Annotated in this window: 27 protein-coding genes, 1 tRNA gene and 5 pseudogenes; 16 read left to right on the top strand and 17 right to left on the bottom strand. The window is 55.1% G+C overall.

Annotated features, from left to right (window positions below):
• Positions 1–2: 2 nt before the first annotated feature.
• From ACZYSM_RS22205 to ACZYSM_RS22230, 6 genes and pseudogenes are all read right to left on the bottom strand, one after another.
• On the bottom strand, positions 3–755 hold the full coding sequence (locus tag ACZYSM_RS22205; RefSeq protein ID WP_489074702.1) for an amino acid ABC transporter ATP-binding protein: 753 nt from the start codon (positions 753–755) through the stop codon (positions 3–5).
• 11 nt (positions 756–766) lie between these two features.
• Positions 767–1,489 (bottom strand): amino acid ABC transporter permease, encoded by a 723-nt coding sequence (locus ACZYSM_RS22210; protein WP_489074619.1) that lies wholly within the window; start codon positions 1,487–1,489, stop codon positions 767–769.
• A gap of 28 nt (positions 1,490–1,517) precedes the next feature.
• Positions 1,518–2,381, bottom strand: coding sequence for a substrate-binding periplasmic protein (locus ACZYSM_RS22215; protein WP_489074621.1), 864 nt, complete (start codon positions 2,379–2,381; stop codon positions 1,518–1,520).
• An 84-nt stretch (positions 2,382–2,465) separates the two neighbouring features.
• Positions 2,466–2,849, bottom strand: a complete 384-nt coding sequence (locus tag ACZYSM_RS22220; protein ID WP_489074623.1) for a VOC family protein — start codon at positions 2,847–2,849, stop codon at positions 2,466–2,468.
• 106 nt (positions 2,850–2,955) lie between these two features.
• Positions 2,956–3,084, bottom strand: a pseudogene (locus tag ACZYSM_RS22225) (S-(hydroxymethyl)glutathione dehydrogenase); the annotation flags it as partial.
• A gap of 185 nt (positions 3,085–3,269) precedes the next feature.
• On the bottom strand, positions 3,270–4,076 hold the full coding sequence (locus ACZYSM_RS22230) for a phytanoyl-CoA dioxygenase family protein (RefSeq protein ID WP_489074625.1): 807 nt from the start codon (positions 4,074–4,076) through the stop codon (positions 3,270–3,272).
• Between the two features lie 97 nt (positions 4,077–4,173).
• On the opposite strand from ACZYSM_RS22230, the gene ACZYSM_RS22235 reads away from it, so the two are divergent.
• A complete protein-coding gene (locus ACZYSM_RS22235; RefSeq protein ID WP_489074627.1) occupies positions 4,174–5,070 on the top strand; it encodes a LysR substrate-binding domain-containing protein in 897 nt (298 codons plus the stop codon).
• Between the two features lie 25 nt (positions 5,071–5,095).
• On the opposite strand, the gene ACZYSM_RS22240 is transcribed toward ACZYSM_RS22235, so the two are convergent.
• On the bottom strand, positions 5,096–5,320 hold the full coding sequence (locus ACZYSM_RS22240) for a hypothetical protein (protein ID WP_489074629.1): 225 nt from the start codon (positions 5,318–5,320) through the stop codon (positions 5,096–5,098).
• 229 nt (positions 5,321–5,549) lie between these two features.
• Between ACZYSM_RS22240 and ACZYSM_RS22245 the strand changes: the two genes are divergently transcribed.
• The 4 genes from ACZYSM_RS22245 (at position 5,550) to ACZYSM_RS22260 (ending at position 8,569) form a co-directional block, all read left to right on the top strand.
• Positions 5,550–6,185 (top strand): hypothetical protein, encoded by a 636-nt coding sequence (locus ACZYSM_RS22245; protein WP_489074631.1) that lies wholly within the window; start codon positions 5,550–5,552, stop codon positions 6,183–6,185.
• Between the two features lie 56 nt (positions 6,186–6,241).
• On the top strand, positions 6,242–6,883 hold the full coding sequence (locus ACZYSM_RS22250; protein ID WP_489074633.1) for a helix-turn-helix transcriptional regulator: 642 nt from the start codon (positions 6,242–6,244) through the stop codon (positions 6,881–6,883).
• 369 nt (positions 6,884–7,252) lie between these two features.
• Positions 7,253–8,200 (top strand): ABC transporter substrate-binding protein, encoded by a 948-nt coding sequence (locus tag ACZYSM_RS22255; RefSeq protein WP_489074635.1) that lies wholly within the window; start codon positions 7,253–7,255, stop codon positions 8,198–8,200.
• Positions 8,201–8,495: 295 nt separating this feature from the next.
• Positions 8,496–8,569 (top strand) — tRNA-Cys (locus ACZYSM_RS22260).
• A gap of 100 nt (positions 8,570–8,669) precedes the next feature.
• Here the strand turns inward: ACZYSM_RS22260 and ACZYSM_RS22265 are convergent.
• Together ACZYSM_RS22265 and ACZYSM_RS22270 are read right to left on the bottom strand one after the other, a co-directional pair.
• Positions 8,670–8,917, bottom strand: a pseudogene (locus ACZYSM_RS22265) (site-specific integrase); the annotation flags it as partial.
• A 716-nt stretch (positions 8,918–9,633) separates the two neighbouring features.
• Positions 9,634–9,873, bottom strand: coding sequence for a hypothetical protein (locus ACZYSM_RS22270; protein WP_489074637.1), 240 nt, complete (start codon positions 9,871–9,873; stop codon positions 9,634–9,636).
• A 391-nt stretch (positions 9,874–10,264) separates the two neighbouring features.
• Here ACZYSM_RS22270 and ACZYSM_RS22275 point away from each other — a divergent pair, with 391 nt between their 5' ends.
• A complete protein-coding gene (locus ACZYSM_RS22275; protein ID WP_489074639.1) occupies positions 10,265–10,456 on the top strand; it encodes a DUF2188 domain-containing protein in 192 nt (63 codons plus the stop codon).
• A gap of 63 nt (positions 10,457–10,519) precedes the next feature.
• On the opposite strand, the gene ACZYSM_RS22280 is transcribed toward ACZYSM_RS22275, so the two are convergent.
• Positions 10,520–10,702: a hypothetical protein gene (locus ACZYSM_RS22280; RefSeq protein ID WP_489074641.1), complete on the bottom strand. Its 183-nt coding sequence runs from the start codon at positions 10,700–10,702 to the stop codon at positions 10,520–10,522.
• A 72-nt stretch (positions 10,703–10,774) separates the two neighbouring features.
• Between ACZYSM_RS22280 and ACZYSM_RS22285 the strand changes: the two genes are divergently transcribed.
• A complete protein-coding gene (locus ACZYSM_RS22285) occupies positions 10,775–11,059 on the top strand; it encodes a hypothetical protein (protein WP_489074643.1) in 285 nt (94 codons plus the stop codon).
• On the opposite strand, the gene ACZYSM_RS22290 is transcribed toward ACZYSM_RS22285, so the two are convergent.
• Complete coding sequence (locus tag ACZYSM_RS22290; protein WP_489074644.1) at positions 11,051–11,257, bottom strand: hypothetical protein; 207 nt, start codon at positions 11,255–11,257, stop codon at positions 11,051–11,053. The genes ACZYSM_RS22285 and ACZYSM_RS22290 overlap by 9 nt on opposite strands.
• A 305-nt stretch (positions 11,258–11,562) precedes the next feature.
• On the opposite strand from ACZYSM_RS22290, the gene ACZYSM_RS22295 reads away from it, so the two are divergent.
• Positions 11,563–11,760 carry a hypothetical protein gene (locus ACZYSM_RS22295; protein ID WP_489074645.1) on the top strand — a complete coding sequence of 66 codons (198 nt, stop codon included), beginning with the start codon at positions 11,563–11,565 and terminating at the stop codon, positions 11,758–11,760.
• Between the two features lie 213 nt (positions 11,761–11,973).
• Here ACZYSM_RS22295 and ACZYSM_RS22300 read toward each other — a convergent pair whose 3' ends face one another.
• Positions 11,974–12,174: a hypothetical protein gene (locus ACZYSM_RS22300; protein ID WP_489074646.1), complete on the bottom strand. Its 201-nt coding sequence runs from the start codon at positions 12,172–12,174 to the stop codon at positions 11,974–11,976.
• A gap of 120 nt (positions 12,175–12,294) precedes the next feature.
• On the opposite strand from ACZYSM_RS22300, the pseudogene ACZYSM_RS22305 reads away from it, so the two are divergent.
• Both ACZYSM_RS22305 and ACZYSM_RS22310 read left to right on the top strand, forming a co-directional pair.
• A pseudogene (locus ACZYSM_RS22305) lies at positions 12,295–12,482 on the top strand (phage minor tail protein L); the annotation flags it as partial.
• A 68-nt stretch (positions 12,483–12,550) separates the two neighbouring features.
• On the top strand, positions 12,551–13,315 hold the full coding sequence (locus ACZYSM_RS22310) for a C40 family peptidase (protein WP_489074647.1): 765 nt from the start codon (positions 12,551–12,553) through the stop codon (positions 13,313–13,315).
• A 523-nt stretch (positions 13,316–13,838) separates the two neighbouring features.
• On the opposite strand, the gene ACZYSM_RS22315 is transcribed toward ACZYSM_RS22310, so the two are convergent.
• Positions 13,839–14,165, bottom strand: a complete 327-nt coding sequence (locus tag ACZYSM_RS22315; RefSeq protein ID WP_489074649.1) for a DUF2388 domain-containing protein — start codon at positions 14,163–14,165, stop codon at positions 13,839–13,841.
• Between the two features lie 357 nt (positions 14,166–14,522).
• On the bottom strand, positions 14,523–14,960 hold the full coding sequence (locus ACZYSM_RS22320) for a hypothetical protein (RefSeq protein WP_489074651.1): 438 nt from the start codon (positions 14,958–14,960) through the stop codon (positions 14,523–14,525).
• A 117-nt stretch (positions 14,961–15,077) separates the two neighbouring features.
• On the opposite strand from ACZYSM_RS22320, the gene ACZYSM_RS22325 reads away from it, so the two are divergent.
• Positions 15,078–15,512: an anti-virulence regulator CigR family protein gene (locus tag ACZYSM_RS22325; protein ID WP_489074653.1), complete on the top strand. Its 435-nt coding sequence runs from the start codon at positions 15,078–15,080 to the stop codon at positions 15,510–15,512.
• Positions 15,513–16,359: 847 nt separating this feature from the next.
• Positions 16,360–17,178: a diaminopimelate epimerase gene (gene dapF / locus ACZYSM_RS22330; RefSeq protein WP_489074655.1), complete on the top strand. Its 819-nt coding sequence runs from the start codon at positions 16,360–16,362 to the stop codon at positions 17,176–17,178.
• A 422-nt stretch (positions 17,179–17,600) separates the two neighbouring features.
• Here the strand turns inward: dapF and ACZYSM_RS22335 are convergent, their stop codons facing one another.
• Complete coding sequence (locus ACZYSM_RS22335) at positions 17,601–18,215, bottom strand: hypothetical protein (RefSeq protein ID WP_489074657.1); 615 nt, start codon at positions 18,213–18,215, stop codon at positions 17,601–17,603.
• Positions 18,216–18,591: 376 nt separating this feature from the next.
• Between ACZYSM_RS22335 and ACZYSM_RS22340 the strand changes: the two genes are divergently transcribed.
• The gene (locus ACZYSM_RS22340) at positions 18,592–18,933 is read left to right on the top strand and encodes a hypothetical protein (RefSeq protein WP_489074659.1); all 342 of its coding nucleotides are present in this window, start codon (positions 18,592–18,594) and stop codon (positions 18,931–18,933) included.
• Positions 18,934–19,309: 376 nt separating this feature from the next.
• A complete protein-coding gene (locus ACZYSM_RS22345) occupies positions 19,310–19,852 on the top strand; it encodes a DUF4232 domain-containing protein (RefSeq protein ID WP_489074661.1) in 543 nt (180 codons plus the stop codon).
• A 22-nt stretch (positions 19,853–19,874) separates the two neighbouring features.
• Here the strand turns inward: ACZYSM_RS22345 and ACZYSM_RS22350 are convergent, their stop codons facing one another.
• A complete protein-coding gene (locus ACZYSM_RS22350; protein ID WP_489074663.1) occupies positions 19,875–20,723 on the bottom strand; it encodes a LysR family transcriptional regulator in 849 nt (282 codons plus the stop codon).
• Positions 20,724–20,834: 111 nt separating this feature from the next.
• Here ACZYSM_RS22350 and ACZYSM_RS22355 point away from each other — a divergent pair, with 111 nt between their 5' ends.
• Positions 20,835–21,560, top strand: coding sequence for an SDR family oxidoreductase (locus ACZYSM_RS22355; RefSeq protein WP_489074665.1), 726 nt, complete (start codon positions 20,835–20,837; stop codon positions 21,558–21,560).
• Positions 21,561–21,928: 368 nt separating this feature from the next.
• Here ACZYSM_RS22355 and ACZYSM_RS22360 read toward each other — a convergent pair.
• Positions 21,929–22,095: pseudogene (locus tag ACZYSM_RS22360) on the bottom strand (IS30 family transposase); the annotation flags it as partial.
• 4 nt (positions 22,096–22,099) lie between these two features.
• Here ACZYSM_RS22360 and tnpC point away from each other — a divergent pair.
• Positions 22,100–22,800, top strand: a pseudogene (gene tnpC, locus ACZYSM_RS22365) (IS66 family transposase); the annotation flags it as partial.
• Positions 22,801–22,853: the final 53 nt, after the last annotated feature.

A 22,853-nucleotide genomic window follows, 5' to 3' on the forward strand; every position in this document is an offset into this window, starting at 1 on the left:
GGTCAGTGCTGCATTGACTGGATAAAACTGGCTATGCGGCTGTTGTTGGGAGAGGCGAGCAGCTGTTCCGGGCACCCGGACTCGAGAATGCCACCGTCGGCGACGAAGCAGATGCGGTCGGCCAGTTTGCGTGCGAAGTTCATTTCATGGGTGACGATGATCATCGTCATGCCGTCCTGGGCGAGTTGGCGGATGGTGTCGAGCACTCCGGATACCAGCTCCGGGTCGAGCGCGGAGGTAGGCTCATCGAACAGAATCAGCTCTGGTTTCATGGCCAGGGCTCGCGCGATAGCAACCCGCTGACGCTGCCCCCCAGACAGTTGGTCGGGGTAGTAGTCGAGTCGCGTCGACAGGCCGACTTTGTCGAGAATTGCCTTGGCCTCAGCTATTGCCTCCTGTTTGGGGCGGCGTAGCACATGCACTGGCCCTTCGATGACGTTCTCCAGAACAGTGCGATTGCTGAACAGGTTGAACTGCTGGAACACCATAGGCATTTTGCTGCGCGCCATGTGCAGTCTGGATTCGTCCACCTGTTGGTAGGTCTGGTTGTCCTGATGGCACAGCCTCTCCCCGGTAAAGGTGATCTCACCGGCACAGGGCGTTTCAAGAAAGTTGATGCAGCGAAGCAGCGTCGACTTACCGCCCCCGCTAGGGCCGATGAGGAAGATGACTTCGCCACGCTTTACGGTCAGGTCAACGCCGCGCAAGATTTTTGTATTGCCGTAGGCCTTATGCAGGCCGCTGATCTGCAGGATGGGATCGGCATTCATGATTTGGCCTCTGTCAGCTTGGAGGATATGGGGCTCGTATTGACACGCGTTCCTGTGCGCAGGTGGGCTGGCGTCAGGCGTTGCTCGATCCAGTGCACCCCACGTGCAGCAATGAAGCTCAGGACGAAATAGATGATCGCTACCATCAGATAGACCTGCATGCTGAGGAAGGTATTGGCGATAACAATGCTGCCGTGACGCAGCAGCTCATTGACGGCAATGAAGGAAACCAGCGAGGAGTCCTTGAGCAGTGAGATGAAATAGCCGCCCACGGTCGGGATCGCAATTTTCAGTGCCTGAGGCAGGATCACGCGTAGATAAATCTTGTTGCGCGACATGCCGATGGATAGACCGGCCTCCCGCTGGCCTTTGTCCAGCGAGAGGATGGCCGCACGAAAGACCTCGGAGAGGTAGGCGCCAAGGTTGAGGCTAAGGCCCAGCACTCCAGCCCAGAAGCCGGAAAGTGTCAGGCCGATTTGCGGCAGGGTGAAGTAGATCACCAGCAACTGTACGACCAGTGGTACGCCTCGCCAGAGTTCCACATAGCTGCGCAATGGCCAGTCCAGCCAAGGCCGGCGCGCGAGTCGACCGAGAGCGACGGCCAGGCCGATCAGGATGCCCAGGGTCATGCTCAACACTGACAGTTCCAGTGTCACTACCGCACCCTTGAGCAGGAATGGGAAATACTTGGGGATGAGGACAAACAAGAAGTCGTACATAGCGGGTATCCCTCTGTTTGTTGAATGGTCAGTTCTTGATTAGCTTTGTTTGCATGGGGTCCCATACGCCGTATTTTTCGAGGATGGATTGGTGAGTACCATCGGCGATCATTGAGTCGAGTGCGACGTTAATGGCTTCGCGTAAATCCCCACATTCGTCACGCACTGCGATCGCTTGCGTACCGTAGATGTACGGCGCCTTGGCTTCGGCAGCAGCCCATTCCGGTTTTGGTTGATAAAGGATCGGCTCACCCACGACGCGCAGGTTCTTCATGGTTTCCTTCTGGCCAATCAGGGTGCCCTGATCGAGCAGAACGGCATCGGCCTGATTATTCTGCAGGGCCTGGAAGGGTTCACCGAAGCCGTTGAAATCCATGACTTCGCCCACCACGCCGGCGTCAGCCAGCCGGTGTGCGTTGAGGGAGTCGTCGGTCCCCATTACGGTGGCGAGCTTCTTGCCCTTGAGGTCGTCCATCGATTTGATCGGTGAGTCGGTCTTCACGATGACGTAGTTGTAGCTCAGGAAATATGGATTGCTGAAGAGGATCCCCGCGTTCTTCACCCGCTCCTGGGTGGCCGACATGGCGGAGAGAATGATGTCCCAGCGCTTGGATTTCATGCCGGGAATCAAGGTCGACCACTCGGTAACCACATACTCGGTTTTGGGGACGCCGATGCGTTTGCCGATCTCCTTGAACAGTTCGGCCTCGAAGCCGCCGTAGCTGCCATCTTCGTTTTGCCAAATGAAAGGTTTCGTGCCCATCAGGCCGTTACCGGAGCGCAGCACGCCAGAGGCTTTGACGTCTGCCAGGCAACTGCTGCCGGCCTGAGCCAGGCCGGCAGTGCCGAGAAGCAACAGAAGGGCGCTGATTTTGAGTACTGAACGTTGCATAGGTGAGTCTCCAGCTGGGAATAGGTAGATCGACAGATGGCAGTGTTGTGTTCAGAAACGTGTATGGCCGCGGTGGCGAACCGGTCAGACCGGTTTGAAGCAGTACGCAGCCAGCTTGTTACCGTCCAGGTCGCGGACGTAGGCTGCATAGGCATGCGGCGCCCAGTTACGCGGCCCCGGGGTACCTTCGCATTTACCGCCCTCGGCGAGCGCGGTGGCGTGGAAGGCATCGATCGATGCCCGGTCTGACGCTTCAAAACTGACAGTGACGCCATTGCCGACGGTAGCGGGGGCGCCGTTGGCAGGGCTCAGAACGAAAAAGGAAGGTGCCTGTTCTCCCCAGATCGAGCCGTTGTCGCCGAGATCGGCGATGCGCTTGAGGCCGAGCGTGCCGAGCGTGCGGTCATAAAAAGCTCGCGACTTGTGCAGGTCGTTGGTGCCAACGGTAACGTGGGTGAAAATAGCCATTGAGTGCTCCTCGGTATATCGGGGGTAGTGGTTTGGGTATCACGTGGTAAATAAAGGTCGCGCGCCTCCCATCGCCGTCGCTGGACGGCGGCGATAGGGGGTCAAGAATCGAAATGGATGGCAACACGGTGTACTCGCAGAAGCTCGAAGTACCCATGTAATGGAGAATTGGCGTGTCTTGATGGGGCGAACGGCGGGTGCCGTCCGGCACCAGGCCCTTGCCCTGTCTTGGCCTGGAAGGCAACCGTGGCTCGAGACTTGATCATATTGGATGACCTTTAATGGTTATTTTTATTCTTATTTTTGCCGAGCAAAAGTTCTCAAGCCCGGAACCGTGTATCTACTACGGGCAACTCTCTCTCCCGGATTTTCGGGGGAGGCGAACGATAGATTTTAGGGGGGCAAGGGCGTGCAACGATCTCAGTCGTTTTGGCGCCAGACGACTGGAAACCAATCTTCGCGCATACGGTCGCCGGTTTTCAGATTGATCCCCGGGAAGGGCGGCGAGGTGCGCCCCGAGCGGGCGATGTAACGCACATCGTCGCCGATGAAGCGGGTCGAAAAAGCTCTTCTGCGGCCGGTGCCCTGGTTGCCCGCCGCGCCATGCACCGTGCGAAAGTCAAACACCACGGCATCGCCCGGTTGCAATTCCGGCGAGAGGATTCTGAAGTCGCCGTTATCCACATCCGGCATGTCCATAAAGACACTTTCCCCAGTTACGGAGTTGGTTTCGCCATAGAAATCCGTGTTGCTGGCCCAACTTTTTGGTCGTACCGGTTTGGGCCACAGGTGTGAGCCGAGCACCACGCTCAGGGTGTTGAGTTTGGTCACGGGATCAAGCGGAATCCAATAGCTGGCGGTCTGCAGGCCATCCACACAGTAATAGGGCAGATCCTGATGCCAGGGCGTTGGTTTGGAGGTGCCAGGCTCTTTGACCAGAATGTGATCGTGGAAGACCTGCACCTGCTGTGATTGCATGATGTTCCCGGCGATCCCGGCAGCCGGTGAGTTCATGACAAAGTCAGTAAAGGCCGGGATGCGTTGCCAGTTGCAGTAATCTTCGAAAAAACGGCCTTTTTCACCGCTGCCCACATTCTCTATCGCAAACTGGCTGGGCTGCGCGAGGTTCTGTTCGAACCCTTCACGCAGACGCTCGATCCAGTCGGTGAAGGCGCCGCGCAGAACGACAGCACCCTCTCGCTGAAATACCTCGACATCGGACATCATCGGGCTTGCTCCTCGGTTGTTAGCGGTGTGCGAGGAGTATTGCTTTTGCGCTCGAATAGGAAAACTATATATTTCTTATTCTTGAGTATAGGAAAACATGATAGGTTTTTCATTCCGCCAGCTGGAGTACTTCGTTGCCGCCGCCGAGCATGGAAGCATCAGTGCTGGGGCCAGGGCGCGACATGTATCGCAGCCCTCAGTGTCCCTGGCAATTTCTCAGCTGGAAGACACGCTGGGTGAGCGCCTGTTTCGCCGCCAGGTCAGTCGCGGGCTGGAGCTGACGCCGGCAGGGCAGCGTCTCTTGGGGCGGGCGCGGGACATCCTCAACCTGGCGAGGGAGATGACCGAGGATCATGGTGCTCGGCAAGCGCTGCGTGGTCAGCTGACGTTGGTCTGCTTTCAGGATCTGGGGCCTTACTTCGCACCTCGATTATTGGCCGGCTTTCGTGCGCAGCACCCAGAGGTATTGGTCACACTGTTCGAAACCGATCTGGCAGGAGTGCATCGGACCTTGAACGCGGGCAAGGCTGAGCTGGCATTGACCTATGAGTTGGGGCTGGATCCGCTGACCGAGCGGGAAGTGCTCGCGCAACTTTCACCCTATGCCTTGCTGCCAGCCGATCACCCGCTGGCGGCACAGGATGACGTATCGCTCTTCGACCTGGCGCGCGAATGCCTGATCCTCGAAGACATCGCGCAGACGCGAGAGTATTTCCTCTCGCTGTTTTGGTCGCACGACCTGCATCCCATGGCGCAGCAATACACACAGACTTTCGAGATGCAGCGTGGCCTGGTTGCCCATGGTTATGGCGTAGCGCTGTCGTGCACCCGTCCGGCAGGTGATCAGAGTTACGACGGCAAACCGATTATCTGCCGCCCGCTGCGCGAAGCCGTCAAGCCGCAGCGCGTGGTGCTCGCCCAATCCAGCGCAATGCGCCCATCACAGGTCGCTGAAGCCTTCATGCGCTGGGCTGCCAGCGAAACCCAAACGTAGTCTTCCGTGGGCCATTGACCCGGTGCTAATCCACCTCGGACCTTTCGTCCTCCATCAACTCGAGAATTGTCGAGGAGATGAAGACGAGGTTCCGATCCAGCATGCTGAGATCCTGCCGGGCCTTTACCGCGACCTGCGTACACCCAGTGGCTTCAATCGCATAGGAGAGTTCTTCGACAGCGGCGGCAATCGCCAGCTGGTTTTGGTGAAGTTTGTACAGCAGGGTGCTGAGTGAGTTTTTTACCGGCATGACAAGGCTCCCTTATAGCGCTGCGTTGCTCGGCGATGCTTTCAAATACTACCCGCAGCGGCGCGCACCAATAACTCAAAATTTATGCTGCCAGGGCTAAATTTTTTTCATTTTATTCAGGGATAACCCCGGTCAGGTGACGTCTCGATAAAAGGTCTGTTTTTAATATTGACATATTTGTATGTCGAAACTACCTTTATCAAACAATCCATAAATCGAGTCTCTAGCCATGAACATCAGAATCCTGGGTTTCTTGCTCTTTGCACTTTGTGTTCAGCCGCTTTGGAGTGATGCCGCTCAAAGCCCGGCACCGGTCGCGGGAGCGCAAGATGCTGCGCTCACAACTCGATTGGCACTGCGGGATCTGTGGGTGGAGCACATTTTCTGGATCAGAAACTACGTTGTCGCCAACCAGCAAGGGAACCGCGCGCAGGCGGATACGGCGGTTACTCAAGTGGTGGCCAATGCCACCTCGATAGCCAATAGCCTTGCGCCCTTGTACGGTCAGCCTGCGGCAGATCAACTGTTGAAGCTGCTCGCCGGGCATTGGGGGGCGGTGAAACATTACAGCGATGCCTCTGTAGCCAAGGACGCCAAGGGGAAAACTGCCGCCGTTGAAGAGCTGACCAGTAATGCCAAAGCCCTGGCGCATTTCCTGGCCTCGGCTAATCCGAATTTGCCGGAAGGGACATTGGTCGCCATGCTCAGCGCTCACGGCGGGCACCACATCGCTCAAATTGATCAGTTGGGCAAAAAGGACTATGCCGCTGAAGCCCAGACCTGGGCAGCGATGCGCCAACATATGCTGGTCCTTGCCGATACGTTGGGCGCAGCATTGGTCAAACAGTTTCCGGACAAGTTTTGATGTTGGACGGGGCGCGTAGGCGCCCCCTTTTTTGGCAAACGCAGTGAGGTTGCACAATGCTCCAGGGGATGGGTCGTACACAGCAGGATCTTTTGTCTGCACTGCTGTACCAGCCGGCGGGCATGAGTATTGATGATTTGGCGAGTCACCTCGAGGTGACTCGCACCGCCATTCGTCAACACCTGACTGCGTTGGAGCGGGACGGTCTGATCCTGCGTGGCGAAACCCGTCCCACAGGCCGGCGCCCTCAACAGTTGTTCCAGCTCACGAGCTCCGGCCGGGAGTTGTTTCCACGGCAATACCAAATGCTGGCCGATCTGTTGATTGGCGAAGTCGCCGAAATAATGGGTCACGACAATTTGGCCAGATTGATGCGTAGTCTCGGTCAGAAAATGGCCGCGGGAATGGAGCAATCGGTCGTAAACGAAGAGCAGATCGTCAGCCACATGAATCAGGCCGGCTACGAAGCCGAGGTGTTTTTCCGTTCGTCTGGCGAGAAGGAAATAGTCGCCCACAACTGTGTGTTCCATCATTTGGCCAAAACCCACCCTCAGGTCTGCGAACTTGATCTGGCGCTAATCGGCGCGCTGGGCGGCGGTGAGGTGGAACACCTCGAATGCATGGTGCGCGAGGGCGAGGTCTGCCGCTTCCACCTGAACCGGACGCCGCCGGCTTCAAGCGATAAGTCGCTCTTGTAAGGCACGCGCCACACATGCCGCCAAACTCAGCACCTTAAACGGACTCATTCCAGGCAAAAGGGACGATGGTTATCGGCGGCTGCTTATTTCTAAAAAATCAGTTAGCTGTACGGCGATCTGCGTAAAAGGAATATGTCAGGCTCCGTGCCATTTACTGGATTCAACGCGAATAAGGGGGTTAGCTGGGGGGCGGGGCTCGAAGAGGTGTCTGCACAACAGCAGTCTGTTGAGAGGCTGTTGCGCTACCAACAGTGCGATACAAAACGCTCGATTTCGAATATGAGCATATGCCTTAAACGAATTTCTCCGATTCCTTTAAGAACGTTATGGTCTATAAAGAATCCGACTTATGACGTTTTAGGAGCCTTTATGAAGTTTTCCCGATACCTGCGCTGGTTGTTGCTCAGCTCGCTTTTTACCGCATCACTGACTCAAGCCGCCGGCCCGGTGGTCTTGCGCGTAGGCGACCAGAATTACTACAACATTCGGGCCTCGGTGGAGGCGTCTGGTGTGCTTGAGGGCGCTCCCTATACGGTCGACTGGAAGCACTTCCAGGCCGCTGCACCCTTAGCTGAAGCGCTCAATACCGGTGCATTGGACTTGGGCTTTCTCGGGGATTCCGGCTTCCTGTTCCTGGCGGCCAAACAGGCTCCGGTGAAACTGATCGGCGTGTCGCGACAAAATCCACAGACCATCGCCTTGCTGGTACCCAAAGATTCGCCAGCGAAAACCATTGCCGACCTCAAGGGTAAAAAAGTCGCCTATTGGCCGGGTGCCTGGAGCCAGCAGCTCACCTTGCGTGCACTGGAACAAGCTGGCTTGCCGGAGGACTACGTCGAGTTCATCAAGCTAATGCCGATCGATGCGGCAGCGGCACTGCCACAAGGCAGCATCGACGCTTTCCCTGTGTGGGAACCCTACATTTCCCAGCAAATCCTGTTCTCCGGCGCCAGACCGATCCTGACGGCCAAGGACCTGATGCCCGGCTTGAGCGCAATTGCCGCCTCAACGCCTTCGATCGACACCAAGCGTGAGGCCATCGCCGACTTCCTCGCACGACTGAAAAAAGCCCGGGCCTGGGTCGATGCACATACCGATGACTACGCCGACCTCTGGGCGAAGAAAGCCAACCTCGATCAGGACGTGTCCCGCCTTTGGTTGCGTCAGGCGCACATGACTGTCGGGCCGGTCGATCAACAAGCAGCGGCGGACATTCAGAGCACTGCGGACTTTCTGTACAAGGTCAAGGCGCTACCGACTGCGTTCGCGACCCGTCCGGTTATCGACACCTCGTTCCAGCAGGTGCTGTCGGATTAGTCATGGCGCGTTATTGAGGAGGGCCCAAGCCAAGAGTTTGCCTGCGCCAGACAGCTAATCAGCGTCGAGGATAATGGGCCACAAACAGAGCTTGGTGGCTCATTGGGAGGAGAGTTAAATCTTTTAGAATTCAGGGGGTTGCCAAGTCCGATGTTCTTCTCCATAATGCCGCCCATCGCTCAGGCGCTTGGATTCAAGTGGCTTGCAGGATAAAGGTTTGGGTCGTTAGCTTGGCTTCCGCATCCCGCTCCAGTTTGTATACGGTTGATGTTGTTGTATGACATTGAGCGTTTGAGGCCGAGTAGCAAAATGGTTATGCAGTGGATTGCAAATCCACCTACGCCGGTTCGATTCCGACCTCGGCCTCCACTATTGAAAGCCCCGTAGATCAACGATCTACGGGGTTTTTTCATGCCCTCAGAAAAGTGAAGTGTTCCGCAACTATTCGATGGTGTTCCGCAACCCTCGGTCATTTTGTGGGGCTCACGATTTCGTCAGCACGGCGATAAACCTTCTTTGTCATCTCCGAGTTGAGTGCCCAAGCAGTCTTCTTGCGTGGCCGATATCGTCGATTTCACTGGCAGCCTTCGGTCGGATATCGCGGAACTGGAATTACCGGATCCTTGCCGAGAGAGTTGTGTCGCCTTCAGCTACTGCCTTCGTGGCCACCTTCTCCCTGGCTTCATCCCAGCGGTTGCGCAACACCGGATAGGAGAGAAAGACAGATAGCCATAACTGCGTCACCCCAGAGAGAAGGGCGACCATTGATGACTGCAATGTTTTGCAGGCCTGCATTGGCCGCATGCCGAGTTCGAGCCCCCACTGGATCGCCACCAGAATATTGCCGAGGTTGCTGCGGAACTCTTTCGGAACAATGGTCGAAGTGGCGAGGATATCGGCGAAGCGCATGGCCTCGTCGAGTGACTGCGGTGTGAGGCTTAGGCTTTGTTTGAGCGCTAAATCGGACACGGGTGCTCTCCCGCCGGGCCGAGGCGCAGCCTTGAAAAAAGTGTGGTTACTTAATGGGTTAGGAGATTCTTAATCGGACGGAAGGTCGAAAATATCTTGTTACGAGTCTCTGAAATCAGATAATATTGCTCTGCGTTCACCACCACGGTTTATGCATTTTGAGTCCCAAGCGTCCATCAGCTGCTTGGGCTTTTTTTTGCCTGAAATTCGCCTCCTTCGGGAATGGCAATCGACCGTCACTACGACTCTTCCAGTGACAAAAGCCGCCCACCCAATTTGATCTCGGCGACGATCTGTTCCGTTGCTACTCCAACGATCTGAGCAGCCTCGGTGAGCAGCAATCTCTTCGGCGCGTGCTCGGCCGTAGTCGTTAGCCCAACGCCGAATAAGGGGCTCGGCAACGTCGTGTAGCGCAGTAGGGCTGTGCTTGCTTTAGGCTGGCCGTCCTCACCAGCGGAATGCATTTACCGGTTGATCTTGTTCTTGGTACGCAACCATTCCTGCTGGGCTTGGAGATATTTTTCATCGGCCCGCTTCTTGACTTCGGAAAACCTTTTCAGGGTCTGAGTCGAAATAGGTTGGTCGCTGAGGAGTGCATAGGCTTCTGCGCTTAGCCGATCAGCTTCAAAGAAGAGCTGATTGTCGATGTTGATGGAGTCAGGCCATGTAGCGTGTTGCGTCTTTTTTGAGTTGTTCGTGTTCATAGCGGCATTCCTTCCGGCAGGACAGGAAGGTGAAAATACTGTCCTGGCATTCCTTCAAGTCATGGCGTCGAGCGAGAGATCACGCTCGGTTTAGCGGTCATCCATCCTGACCGTGGCGACATATGACGTTAGCTGAGTTTGTACCAAGTTGAACCTTTTTTTGCCGTCGCTGATCAATGGTGCATGACCCTATTGCCCCGGCGTGCTCGGTGTTGAACAGGCCAGTTATCTCGGCAAGCGCGGGGCTGAAAGAAAGGCAGGCGAGATCTAATTCGCGACACGTTTCGCGAATCGGCAAATTGCGTCGCGACGTTCGGTCGTTTTGGTGGCGAAGGTCGGGTGTATGGTATGCCGGGCAACCCCTGGTATCTCTACCGAAAGGGAGGTGACTATGAGTGTTCCAATGCTTACCAAGATGCACATGAACGGTTATGCCGTGCTCAGCGTGAACAGCGGCCCCTGGAGGGTGTGCACGAAGGCAGATCGACTCGGATCCTTCCGCTCTCGGGAAGAGGCCTTGGCTTTTGCCGCGTCCTTACCTGGTTACAGGGCGAGATCGATGCGACCTTCCAATACCCAATAGTCAGATCAGAATTTACTCGCCTCGGTCATGCCGGGGCTTTTTTATGAGTGCGGCACGGGTAGATCAGGACGCTGTGTACTCGAGATACAGCTTTTCGAGCGCCTCCTGGTATTTGTCTCCCGTTAAAGACTTTTTCAGAGCTGCCACGACTTCGAGTGCTGAGGCCGCAGCCATGACCACGTTTTCTCCCCGGCTTGCAGCGCGCTGTCTTGCTGCCGCAATTATCGCATCTTCAGTCGTGCGCATGGTCCTGCCCTCGAAAGATGAAGCCTCACTGATGCCGACAATCCACCACTCATTTTAGCCCCGAGATATGCCATGACAACCAAGCAGCCCGACTGGGAGGCAATCGAACGCGCCTGCCGGGCAGGATTGCTTTTCACCATCAAGCCCCTTGGTGAGAGCATGAATCGACCGTGCCCACCGAAAGGCCTCGGCCTCTTCGATGAGGGGGACGACTACCCGATCAGCTTCGCCACGGCGCCTGATGTCGCTGACGGGCTATTCTCCACGATCATGACTCCGGGCGAGCTGAATACCGTTCAAGCTGCTGGACACGTGCGTCGAACAGGTCGACGCCCAGATCAAGCGCAATCAGAGTAAGTAGCCAGTAGCTTGTCCGGTGTGGTTGTCCTGCGCTCCAGCGATGAGGTGCAGTGGAATGTGTTGTTGCGCATCCATGGATAGGATTTCGAAGCTACCCACTATTTGAAGGTGTCGCTCACTCAGCCCGATCGACTCTTCTTCCTTTGCCTTAGCCATTCTCGCGTGGTTCGCAGCGATTTCATTGAGCGTTGACACGTTACATCTCCGGTGACTGACCAAGCGTATCGCTGGAGTCCTTAAGCGTTAATTTTGATTGCCGCCGCGTCAGAATTACGTCGTTCTGGGGCTGCTACGGGCGTCCTTTGCAATCCCTAAGCCAGACATGGTCGCGTAATGCGTGCCACGTTTTCATATGCGACGAATGGTGGTGCGATATCGGAAAACAGCATGAGCAACGTAAAACGCGAGTGCAACGCAGTTTGCGGATTATCTGTTACGACGCGGGTTGTTTGCGGTTCGGGCGTAAAATAGCAGGGCTACCTCACTAAAAGGAGCCGCATATGAACGCCGACCAAATGAACAAACAGGCATCGGAGCAAAGAGTTTGGGATCAATACTTCTGCGCTGCGTTGATTGCGGAAAGCAATCTGACGGCTCCGGTTGTAGGAGGCCCAAAATCGAATCATGAAGACAGGCAGAACCAGTTGGTTGACAGGGCCAAAGCGCTCGCCGACAAGATGATGGAACACAGAAAATAACCAGAGCCCAGCCATCGCGCTGGGCTTTTCACATCTGGAGCCACCATGGCCTTCCTCGACGAAATGGCCGTGATGGCTCTGGATATGAGTCCTTCGGCAAAGATCTGGCTAGCTTCGTCGAGCAGAAATATCAGCAGATGATGAAAAAAATCTTGGTCAGGGCGGGCGAATTCGCACAGCAATAAAGAACGGCTGACACCCGCCTGAATATGCTTAGAGAACTCTCTTTGCTTCCGCTATGGCTTTTAGCTCAATTTGCGAGAATGTCAGGTCCGAATCAAATGGGATGGTCACGGTAGCCTCTCCCATAAAGATGCCCTCATATCCGTCATCAGGATCTAAAAGCAGACAAACCGAGAAAATTTCTGGCTCTAAGTCAGGGTTATGACTGACAGATCGGATTCGAATTTTCATGTAATGCTCCTGCGAGTGGTTGGGTGAGGCTACTCCGGAATCTGCTCTGCGTGAAAGGATAAACAATGGCACTTGACCGCCACCTTCGAACAAACATTCCACCCCTAAAAGGCAATCCTGATGGCATTAATCACGGACATCCAGAAGCTGGAGCCCGGCGGGGACGTGGCACCGAGTACGGCGCAGACGTTTTGCGCTTTCATGCTCATGCAATCCCGCACACACTGGAGGAACTCACGGCCGCCGCGGTATTGCCGGACGAGCTGCCAGCCAAGTCAATTGGGTGGCAGGGTAACGAGTACGCAGCCTGACCAGTGCAGATCGAGGGCAACCACGGCGGTTTCCCGGCCGTTTTCCGATTGCCCGGAGCTGATTCATGCGCAAGCACATCCTGAGCGCAATAAAGACGCACGCGGTCACCGAGTACCCGAAAGAGTGCTGCGGCCTTTTGCTGGCGATCGGCCGAAAGCAGCAGTACTTCCCCTGCCGAAACATCGCCACAGAGCCGAACGAAGAATTCCTGCTTGATCCCGAGGACTATGCCGTTGCGCAAGACCAGGGCGAAGTAATTGGCATCGTTCATTCACACCCGGACGCCACCAGCCAGCCGTCACCGCACGACCTGGCCATGTGCGAAGCCACAGCATTGCCCTGGCACATTCTGAGCTGGCCCGAGGCGGACCTTCGCACCATCATCCCGACGGGCAATACGCCTTTACTGAAGCGCCCGTTTGTTCACGGCGTTTGGGACTGCTGGCAGGTTTGCGCGGATTGGTACAAACGCGAGTGGGGTCTTGAGTTTGAAGCCTTCCTGCGCGTTGATGGCAGGTGGGAGGGCGCCGAAAACACCAGCTTATGCGAGGCGAGTTATGAAGCCGCCGGCTTCTACCGCGTCGACCAGCCACAGCGCGGCGACATGATCGTTATGGCGGTCGGTCGAAGGGCTCACCCGAACCATGCCGGGATCTACCTTGGCACCGATCCTGCGCTGCCCGGCGAAGAGTCGGAGGTGTTCGGCCCTGGTCCTTTCCTGTTGCACCATCGGTACGGGCGGCCTTCGGAGATCATCGTCTTCGGCGGACCGTGGCTGGAGCGCACACGCCTGATCCTCAGGCACAAAGATGCACAACCAACCACATGATGCGGCAGGGCCGCCGGAGCGATTAGCGATCACCGGTTAGCAGGCATTGCAATGTGAGGGCGTATTGATCTTGCTCGACGTTGGATGTATTGCCTGTAGGTAGTCTCGTGAATGCTCAGCTCAATCAAGTATCTTCCTATTGGTTAATTCAGGAATAAAGATGCGTAACCCATTGAGTCCTCATGTCAGGATTTGGAGTTTGGTCATTGCGTTTGTCGTTCAGGCTGGATGCGACACTGGTGACTCCTGGAGCCCGGGCAAGTAAGACTCCTTCCTGGCGTGAAAAAACCCGGTCTAGTACCCAATGCTGTTCACTTAAGAAAATGAGGTCGCTTTTGTAGGAGCGTTCGCTTAACTGAACAGCATTGCGGTCTAGTGCCGGGCTTTGTTGGTTTTTGGGTTCGTTCAGTTTGGCAAATACTCTCTTTTGACTCAAAGCCGCCGAACAGGAACGCATACATTGGTACAGATATACTTTCCCTATGCCCCTTGGCGTAGCCTCGCTACTGACTTGCGTACACCTCTAGTGAGCAGCGGGTAGCTCATCTTGAATGAGGATTGCATTGGCCAGCTCTTCGTCACTGGCCTTGAGGCCTGGATGGTCATGTCGAATCTGATCCAACACTGACTCCAGATAGACGCCGCGAATCGTGCCTCCACTGGCGACGAAGCTGGAGGCGTCATCGCGCGCGGGAATCGCGATTTTGTGGTCCTTGAACGTTGAGTACAGCGACACGGAAATACCTGCCGAAGTAGCAACATCGCGCGCATCAATATCGGGCCTGCGAGCCATGGCCGAACCAAAGGGCAGACAAAGCATTAGCAAAGGGATGAGGAATATGCGGCGCATGGCGTGTCCTCCGAAAGCATGAAGCCTAAATGATTTACCCTATATTTTTTGATACGTGGTGCCAGCTCGGAGTTCCCTGTCGGTGGCGCATCCCGGTTCAGATGGGGTGAGGGTGGGAGCTGATTCGCAGACCCGGTCAGATGTGAAAAAGCCCAGTCTAGCGCTGCAATGCTGTTCACTTAAGCCGTAGACCGGAAGCTTTTGATTTCCGGCTCTACAGCGAAAGCCAAGAAAAACGCCACTTTCCTATTTAGGGATAAGCGGCGTTTTTCCTTAAGTGAACAGCATTGCGCAGATGGCGGGCTTTCTGGGTTGCACGAAAAAATGGAAAAGCTCGCGCGACGGTAAGGGCTGGGTTTACTGATCTTGTTTGGTTTTGGTGGTCGAAGCAGCCGCTTTACTCAGGCCTTTTGAATTGTGATCTCCTGGTGTGGTAGTTGAGATCGCAGTGGCCTTCGTAAGTCCGTGCGTAGTTTTGGAGTGTGCAATCCCGGAGGTAGCCACGCCATGACCTTTGCTGTCATGGCGAGTACTCCCGTTGTGTTGGCCATTGACCCCGTGGTCCCTGACCGCTCGACCGTCATGATCGCTTTCTTGGCCTTCGCTACGGCCATTGCTGTCAGCGTCGGCAGAATGACCTACTCCCTGTCCGCCGCCGCTACTGCTGCCGTGACCTGCGCCGTTACCGCCACCACCACTTTTTGCATAAGCAGAGGACATTGGGAGTAAAGGCGCTGCAGCCAGCATCATGACGCATGTCACCACAGCTACGAGATTCGTCTTCTTTAAAAGCATGATTGCTTCCATCGATCAGGGTAGGTTTATATGAACTAGGACGTACTTCATTGTTTATAGTTCTCAGGCCTCCGACGAAAGGCGCTACGGCATGGGCTCACGCAGAGGATCACGGATATGACTACTCGTTCAGTTGTGGCTTTTTTAACAAGTATTACGCTTTTGTGTGGCTCAACAGCTCTGTACGCAGATCCTGGCAATGGGAAGGGGAACCCGCACGGCGATCACGGGAACAAAGGCAACAAACTCCAAAGCTACGAACAAGGGGGCGGATACAGCGGCCCACAGGTCGACGTGGGTGGCGTTCGAGTGATTATCGGTGACAGTCGTGACTATTGGTCGCCTGGTCCAGCGTTACCGCCAGGTATTCAAAAGAAGCTTGCTCGAGGAAAGCCGCTACCACCGGGAATCGCCAAGAAACTGGACGGCCGGATGCAGGGCAGACTGCCTCATTACGATGGTTATGAATGGCAGCAAGTCGGTACGGACCTGATTCTGGTGACCATCGCGACCGGACTAATTTACGAGGTCATGCATAACGTATTGGACTGAGTTTTCGGCGGCGAGGCGCCAGAACGAAAAAGCCCGGCATCAGGCCGGGCTCTCTATAGATGGGCCAAATCCTTTTGGCTGACCGTATTGTGCTTGGTGGATGTGACGAAGGCATGACAGGGCAGATATGAAAAACCCGGCGCTGGGCCGGGCTGCGGTGATAGACGGTTGCGGAGTGCGCCCCGTGGTTGCTTCAGGAGGCCGCTTGATAGGGCTCAACCTTCAGATGTTCAGGTTTTGTAGCGTCCCTTCAATCGTGTAAGAGCGTAGATCCGTATTCGTTGTAACTATTACCCAGCGAGGCGCCACCACCGATATTTAGCTGGGTGTTACTGCCTCCGAGCTTGCAAGCATCTGAAAAGCAAGAGCGTGGTGTCGTTCCTGAGCATGCACTCAAAAGCAATGTTGCGGCCATCAAGAAAACTTTGACGCAGCTTAACTTCATTTTCAGCATCTCCTGATCAGCGCTTTGGCATGTGTGCCACTTCAGACAATCCTACGCCGTCACACGGAGTGACACACATGAAATATGTGTAATGTATTGGAATATCGAACCGCCTACAGATCGACTTTTGGAGGGAGAGGGGGATGAAGTATGCAGCGAGGGTGTTGGGCGCTCGATACGAAAAGCCCGGCCCAGTGCTGTAATGCTGTTCACTTAAGCCGTAGACCGGAAGCTTTTGAGTCACCGTCCGGCAACACACCCTTTGATGCCGTCGCCTAAGGTATGTATCTGCCAAACACATCTGCCTCTCGAGCTTTCACACAGCTTGCAAAAGTTGTGCGGATGGGGCCAGATCGCCTTTAAACGTCAATTCACCATATGTCTCGTCGCTAGGGTCTATCAATGCCGCTGAGTTTTCATAAAATGCACGCTAATGGCGATGACTTCGTTATCGTGGACTCGCGAAACTCGCCCAATCCAATGACAAGTAACATGGCTCGGCGAATGGGTGATCGGAACCGAGGAGTCGGATTCAATCAACTCGCAGTGGTGCTCGATTGTGATGATGCAGATGCGCGCTTGATGTTTTGGAATGCAGATGGCTCCACGCTGGACGCTTGTGGCAGCGCAACGCGGGGTGCCGCGGATATGCTGATGCGCGAATCAAATATTACTTCGATAGCGCTCCGAACCAACCGTGGTCTACTCACGTGCGAACGAATCTCAACCGGCGCAATTTCTGTCAACATGGGATCGCCGCTTTTCGGCTGGTCGGATATTCCTCTGGCTCTGGAAATGGATACTGCTGTTTTGCCGCTTGCTGGTGACCCAACAGCGTGCAGCATGGGAAATCCGCACTGCACCTACTTTGTGGATGACCTAACATCCATTGATATAGCGACAATCGGACCAACAATTGAAACCAACCCCCTATTTCCCCTCCGGACGAACGTGCATTTCGTCCAGATCATTGACCGAAAGCACATTCGATTGCGTATTTGGGAGCGCTGGGGGGGTATTCCGCTTGGTTCAGGTTCCTGCTCTTGTGGCGCCGCTGTTAACGGAATTCGTCGTGGCTTGTTAGACAATTCCGTTGAGGTTGAATGTGATGGCGGAACTGTAACGGTTCAATGGGATGGTATGGGACCTGTCTTTCTCATCGGGCCGGTAGAGACGGCTTTTTCGGGAATAATCACGGATAGCCTGTTACAGGTTTTGTAGTTTCTATATCAGTGATAAACAGAGGAGTTAATCATCCGCAACCAAAAGTGGGTATTTGTTGCGAGACGAAATAACGGCCGGACATAGCTGAAGTTACATTCTTTCCGCGAGCATCTATTACGTTACTCAATTTCCCGTCGTGGGAACGCATGCTCTTACTCATGAATGTGGAGACCTCTTTCGCACTTTTCAGTGCGCCAACCATCAAGTCTTACATGATTAAGGACGTTCTCACGCGCCTGCCGACGCAGCGGGCGAGCCAACTCACAGAGTTGCTGCCGCATAAGTGGGTACCCTTTTAATCACGCCAGGTTCGTTGGGCGGATGCTTACCGCATGCCTCCATAGCCATCGTGCTCACTCTCGATAACGCGGGTGAGCGATTTGATGGATGATGAGTCAGGATGGAGAGGGATGAGCCGATCAGAGCGCTGGCTTCGGTAGGGAGTCTATGAACGTGTCAAATGCTTTCAGGTCGTATCTACTGCCGTTTGGAGAGGTTTGTGGAATTTTGAAATCGGCAGGCAGCCCCCAATGCACCCGTCCGGGAAAGACGCGCTCAATTGCGCGGTACCAATCAAGGAGGGGGGCTTGCAGGCTGAGGTGGAGTTCGAAAAGCGTACGTGTTCGGGTTAGATCACTCTCCATTTGGAGCCGCGCTGTAGCGGCGTCAATTGCCTTGACGAGGAACAGATCAGCGAAGCCGAGTTGCTGCTTTGCGATCGCACGGCGTGCGGCTTGCCGCGAGAACTGCCATTCTGTTTCAGTGCTCTTACCGATTTGCCAAAGGCCCCAGCTATAATGCAGTTTCAACGGGTCTGTATCGCAAACAACCAGCCCTGAAGATTGCTCAATGGCGCGAGCATCACTCCATCGTTTCTCATTCCAGTTCGTCCAGTAGGTGGCACCTTCTGATCCATGCCGAGGCTGGTTCTTTCGATCCGCTGGAAATGATTCCGGCAGAAGGCTACCTGATGCAATCTGGCTGCACCATGTGGTTTTCCCGGCAGCACTGATCCCTTCAACAACCACAATCATCTTGTTATCCTCCTTCCCGAGCCTATCCATTTTTTCAGCAAACAGACTGAGTGTAACCGTCCGGGCACCCCACCTTGCACTGCGATGTCGATCAACTAGGACGATCTACTCACCGTCGCGATCCGTCGACCCACCTGGTTTCTCTAACAAGAAGTCAGCTAAGTCCTTAGCGGCTTCCTCTGCCGGCAGTCCCACAACAACCGTAATGCCCGAGTCTCGCATAGTTTTTATGCCCGCTCAGGAAGGTGTGTTGCCCGGACGCTTACGCTTTTGATTTCCGGCTCTAGAGTGAAACGTAGGGAGGGAGGCAGGAGGGAGAAAGAAAAAAACCGGCCAGCTCTGTGGTGGAGAGCGGGCCGGAAAGAGGTGAGCAAGGATGAATGTTCGTATACGGCGTTATGTGGATATAGAGTTAAGCGTTTTCTGTTTGAGCCATTTCAACGTATTGCAATGTTTTCTTCTTGGAGTTGAAGATTGCGCCAATACAAATGATGGACAGTGTGAGCGCACCCGTAGCAATAACTTCCATGCGGTGCTCTGGCAAAATCAGCATGACAATCAGGATGCTCAAGATGCAGAAAATAACCAAGTAGCTGAGCCAAGGGTAAAACCACATTCTGAATGCGTGAACGAGCCCCATGAAAGACAGGACATAAGGGCAACACCGTACCGAAATGGTCAGGTGTTGCACTCAGTTTTTACGACCGCCATCCCTTGATCCTGCCACTGTCGAAGCCGTCAGTAGAGATGCGTGACGCCCGCTCTGCCGATGCCGCATTCCTCACAGCGATGAGGCGGCGGGACAAATGGATCAATTATTTGAGACAGAGCGAGGGGTGGCCAGGCATTGAAGTAGTGTCTCCTATGGGCGGGTGCTACATGAAGTTGTACACAGTTGGCGCTTTTTAAAATGAAGTTTTATATGGCGGGCGTATCGACTGGGACGACACATATCACTAATGAATAAGTGAGAATTTATATCAGCCTGGATGGAGAGTTTACTCTAGACTGATATAGTTCTGGCTCGTCATTTTATTGTAATTTTCGATAAGTTCTCATGGATCAGTGTCAGATAACCTTACACGAGAGACAACATGAAAAGTCTATTGCGCTTATGTACTTGGTCACTGGCAGGGTTGCTCGTTGCTATCGCGCTGTCTGCCCCTGTACAGGCCGCATCTGACCCTAAGAAAAGAATGTGTCAAGCCCGTCAGTTGGAAGCACGCTTCGATGACCGTGATGGTCTGTTTGATGGTATGTCGCAACGTGGCACCCTGCTGGTCCTGTCTAACAATGGCACCCATGCCTGTCAGCTTGACGCCTTGCCAGCCTTAAGATTTGAAGGGGCTGATGGTCAGCGATTACCGGTTGAGCGTCGGCTCCCGCGCGGAATGCACCCTGGACCGGTATTACTGCCAGTAACCGTGGCCCCTGGGGCTGAGGTCGCCATGCTGTTGCGCTGGGTGTCTGGGGATGTCTATCCGGGGGGCAACTGTTTGGCCCCGAAGACTGCTGTGCTCGACTTGCCGGAAGATGTATTGCGCTTACCATTCGGTCTGCAGATGTGTGCCGCAGCAGACTCTTCCGACTTTTTCGATCAGGCCCCGTTGGGACGTGTAGCGGATGAAATCGAATGAGGTGAGTTGAGCGGATTTCTGATCATGCTAAAGGGTAAGAAAACGGTAATGGTCGATTTGACCGGAAGTATTCGTGCAAGGTCTGCAAGGCAGGTATCTCCAGTGCTTGCGCGGCATAACAGAGGCCAACCCGGCGCGTTGGTGCAGGCAGGTGCCAGACACGTGTTGTCACCCCTTTATGGCCCGTTACGAGCGATTGCGGCAGCATTGCCACACCCAGACCGGCAGCGACCATATTGAGTGCCTGTTGCAATGATCCGGCATGCCCGGCCACCGATTCTGGGGTGCACCCGTAAAGTGCCATTAAGCGCTGGTGAGAGATGTGCTGTGGGCAGGTGATCCACTCGCCAATAGATGTCCAGCGCTGTTCTTGTGAATTCTGTGCCATGGGGTGAGCGGCGGGAAGTGTCATGACGTAGGGATCCTCCCATAACGGCAGGAACAATTCGTCCTCACAGCACAACTCTTCCACGGCCAGCCGAGCATTACCCAGGCAACCTGCTTGCAGGGTCAGCAACACATTTGGCAGCACCAGGTGGGCTGTGCGCAGGAACCCTTCGATATGACTGTCGCAAATATCGCCTTCGACCCCGATCTCCAGCAGTGTGCGGTTCTCGCCTGCGCGAAACAATCGGCTCAAGGCCTCGGCGTCTGCAACCATTCGGCGTGCCTGTGGATACAACACCCGCGCCTCTTCAGTGACCTCTACGCCTCGTGGCTGGCGGATGAGCAGCGTCGCACCGAGCTCCTGTTCCAGTTGTTTGATGGTAACCGAGAGCGTTGGCTGGCTGATGAACAAACGCTGCGCCGCCGAGGTGATATTGCGCTCCTCGAAAACAACCAGAAAGGCCTTGAGATGACGGATATCCATAGAAAATTCCGATTTCAGAGAGAGGAATAAGGTATTTTTCAATCTTTACAGCAATAAATACACTGCGTTCGACATTTGGTCATTTGTTTTCTCTATTTTAGGTGTTGATCCATGAGCAAGTCATTAATCATCATTACTGGGGCCAGTTCAGGCATTGGCGAAGCTACGGCGCGGATGCTTTCGGCCGCCGGTCACCCGCTGCTGCTGCTGGCTCGCCGTGTCGACCGCCTGGAAGCGCTTGCGCTGCCCAATACGTTGTGCCGCGGCGTCGACATTACCGATCGCAGTGCCTTGCTGGCGGCAGTCCAGGATGCTGAAGCGCAATTCGGTCCGGCCGATGGCTTGATCAATAACGCCGGCGTAATGCTGCTGGGCGAGATGAGCAAACAGGATCCCGAGCAATGGGAGCAAATGCTCGACGTCAATGTGAAAGGACTACTTAATGGTATTCACGCGGTTGTGTCTGGCATGATCGAACGCAAGCGCGGCACCATCATCAATATCAGCTCAGTCGCTGGGCGCAAGAGTTTCCCTAATCATGTGGCCTATGTGGGCACTAAGTTCGCAGTTCACGGTATTTCGGAGAACCTGCGTGAAGAGTTGTCACCGCACAACGTGCGAGTGATCACCATCGCTCCCGGCGCCGTGGAAACTGAGCTACTCAGCCACACCACCGACGAAACGATCAAGACCGGTTACCAGGCCTGGAAACAAGATATGGGCGGCACAGTGCTCAGCGCTGACGACATCGCCTCAGCGATCCGTTATGCCTACAAACAGCCGCAAAACGTGTGCATCCGGGAGATCGTGTTGGCGGCAACACGGCAGCAACCTTGAGTCCAATACCTCGTTGAGCGACAGTTCGTAAATCCCTCTCGGATTTTCGTATTTCGCTAATACTGTCTCGACGGCCTGATCCAGGTCGGGCATTAGTCGGGGCAGTGGGCGCGCCAGGCAGCTGATGAAGATCTAGCCACGCTGATGCGAGCCACGGTAGCGCCGCGCCACTTCCAAGCAGATCGCGAACCTTGGATTTGCGATCCTATTGGGCAGCAAAGCGCCGGGCGGCTAGAAGCACCGTGGGCGCGGCCTGATCCCTACTGGAACGGTAGCTTTCGAGTGCGTGGTGAAGCCTTGGGCTAGGTCTGATCAATCATCCTGATCTGCTAACAAGTCGGCGGCGCCTCAGGTTCCAAGTGCAACAGTCAGTTGATGGTTTCGAGCTTGTTGCTCGCCAATAGCTGAAGGTAATCAACCAGTACTTCGACCGGAAATTTCCAGCCCAGCGTTTGGCGTGGCGAGTGTTCAGCAAGTCGGCAGTTTCGTCCAGTCGCTCCTGGCTGACCAGGGAGAGATCCGTGACTTTGGGCAATGAAAAGCAAGTCATCCACGCCGATGAAACGCCGGTGCAGATGCTCGCTCCGGGGTCGAAGAAAATCCACCGCTCTTATGTCTGGGCCTACGTCACCAGCCAATTCTGCGAAACAGCGGCTGTCGTGTATGACTTCAGCCCCAGCCGCGCCGGTGAGCATGCTCGCAACTTCCTGCAAGACTGGAGGGGCAAGCTGGTCTGCGATGATTTTGGCGGTTACAAGGCCGGCTTTGAACTCGGCGTGACCGAGATCGGTTGCATGGCCCATGCGCGGCGCAAGTTCTTCGAGCTGCATGCTACCAACAAGAGCGCGCTCGCCGAGCAGGTGCTGAGCCTTATCCAACTGCTGTACGAAATCGAGAGCGAAGTCCGCGACCTGGAGCCGGATTTACGCTGCCGAATACGGCAAGAAAAAGCCGTGCTGGTGATGAAGACGCTACACGCGTGGATGATCGCCCAGCGCGATCTCGTGCCTGAAAAGGCTCGGCTATCAGCAGAGCGCTGGATTACAGCTTGAAACGCTGGGCAGCGCTGTCGCGCTACCTCGATGACGGGGCCGTACCCATTGATAATAATTGGTGCGAGAACCAAATCCGCCCATGGGCACTGGGGCGCAAGAACTGTCTCTTCGCAGGTTCGCTGCGTAGCGGAAAACGGGCGGCCGCAATCATGAGCTTGATCCAGTCTGCGCGGCTGAATGGTAACCGTCTGGCGAAGTCACCTACCCTATCCCCGCGATAAGGGCGATGTTGTCCACT

The sequence above is a fragment of the Pseudomonas sp. F220 genome, assembly GCF_057813935.1.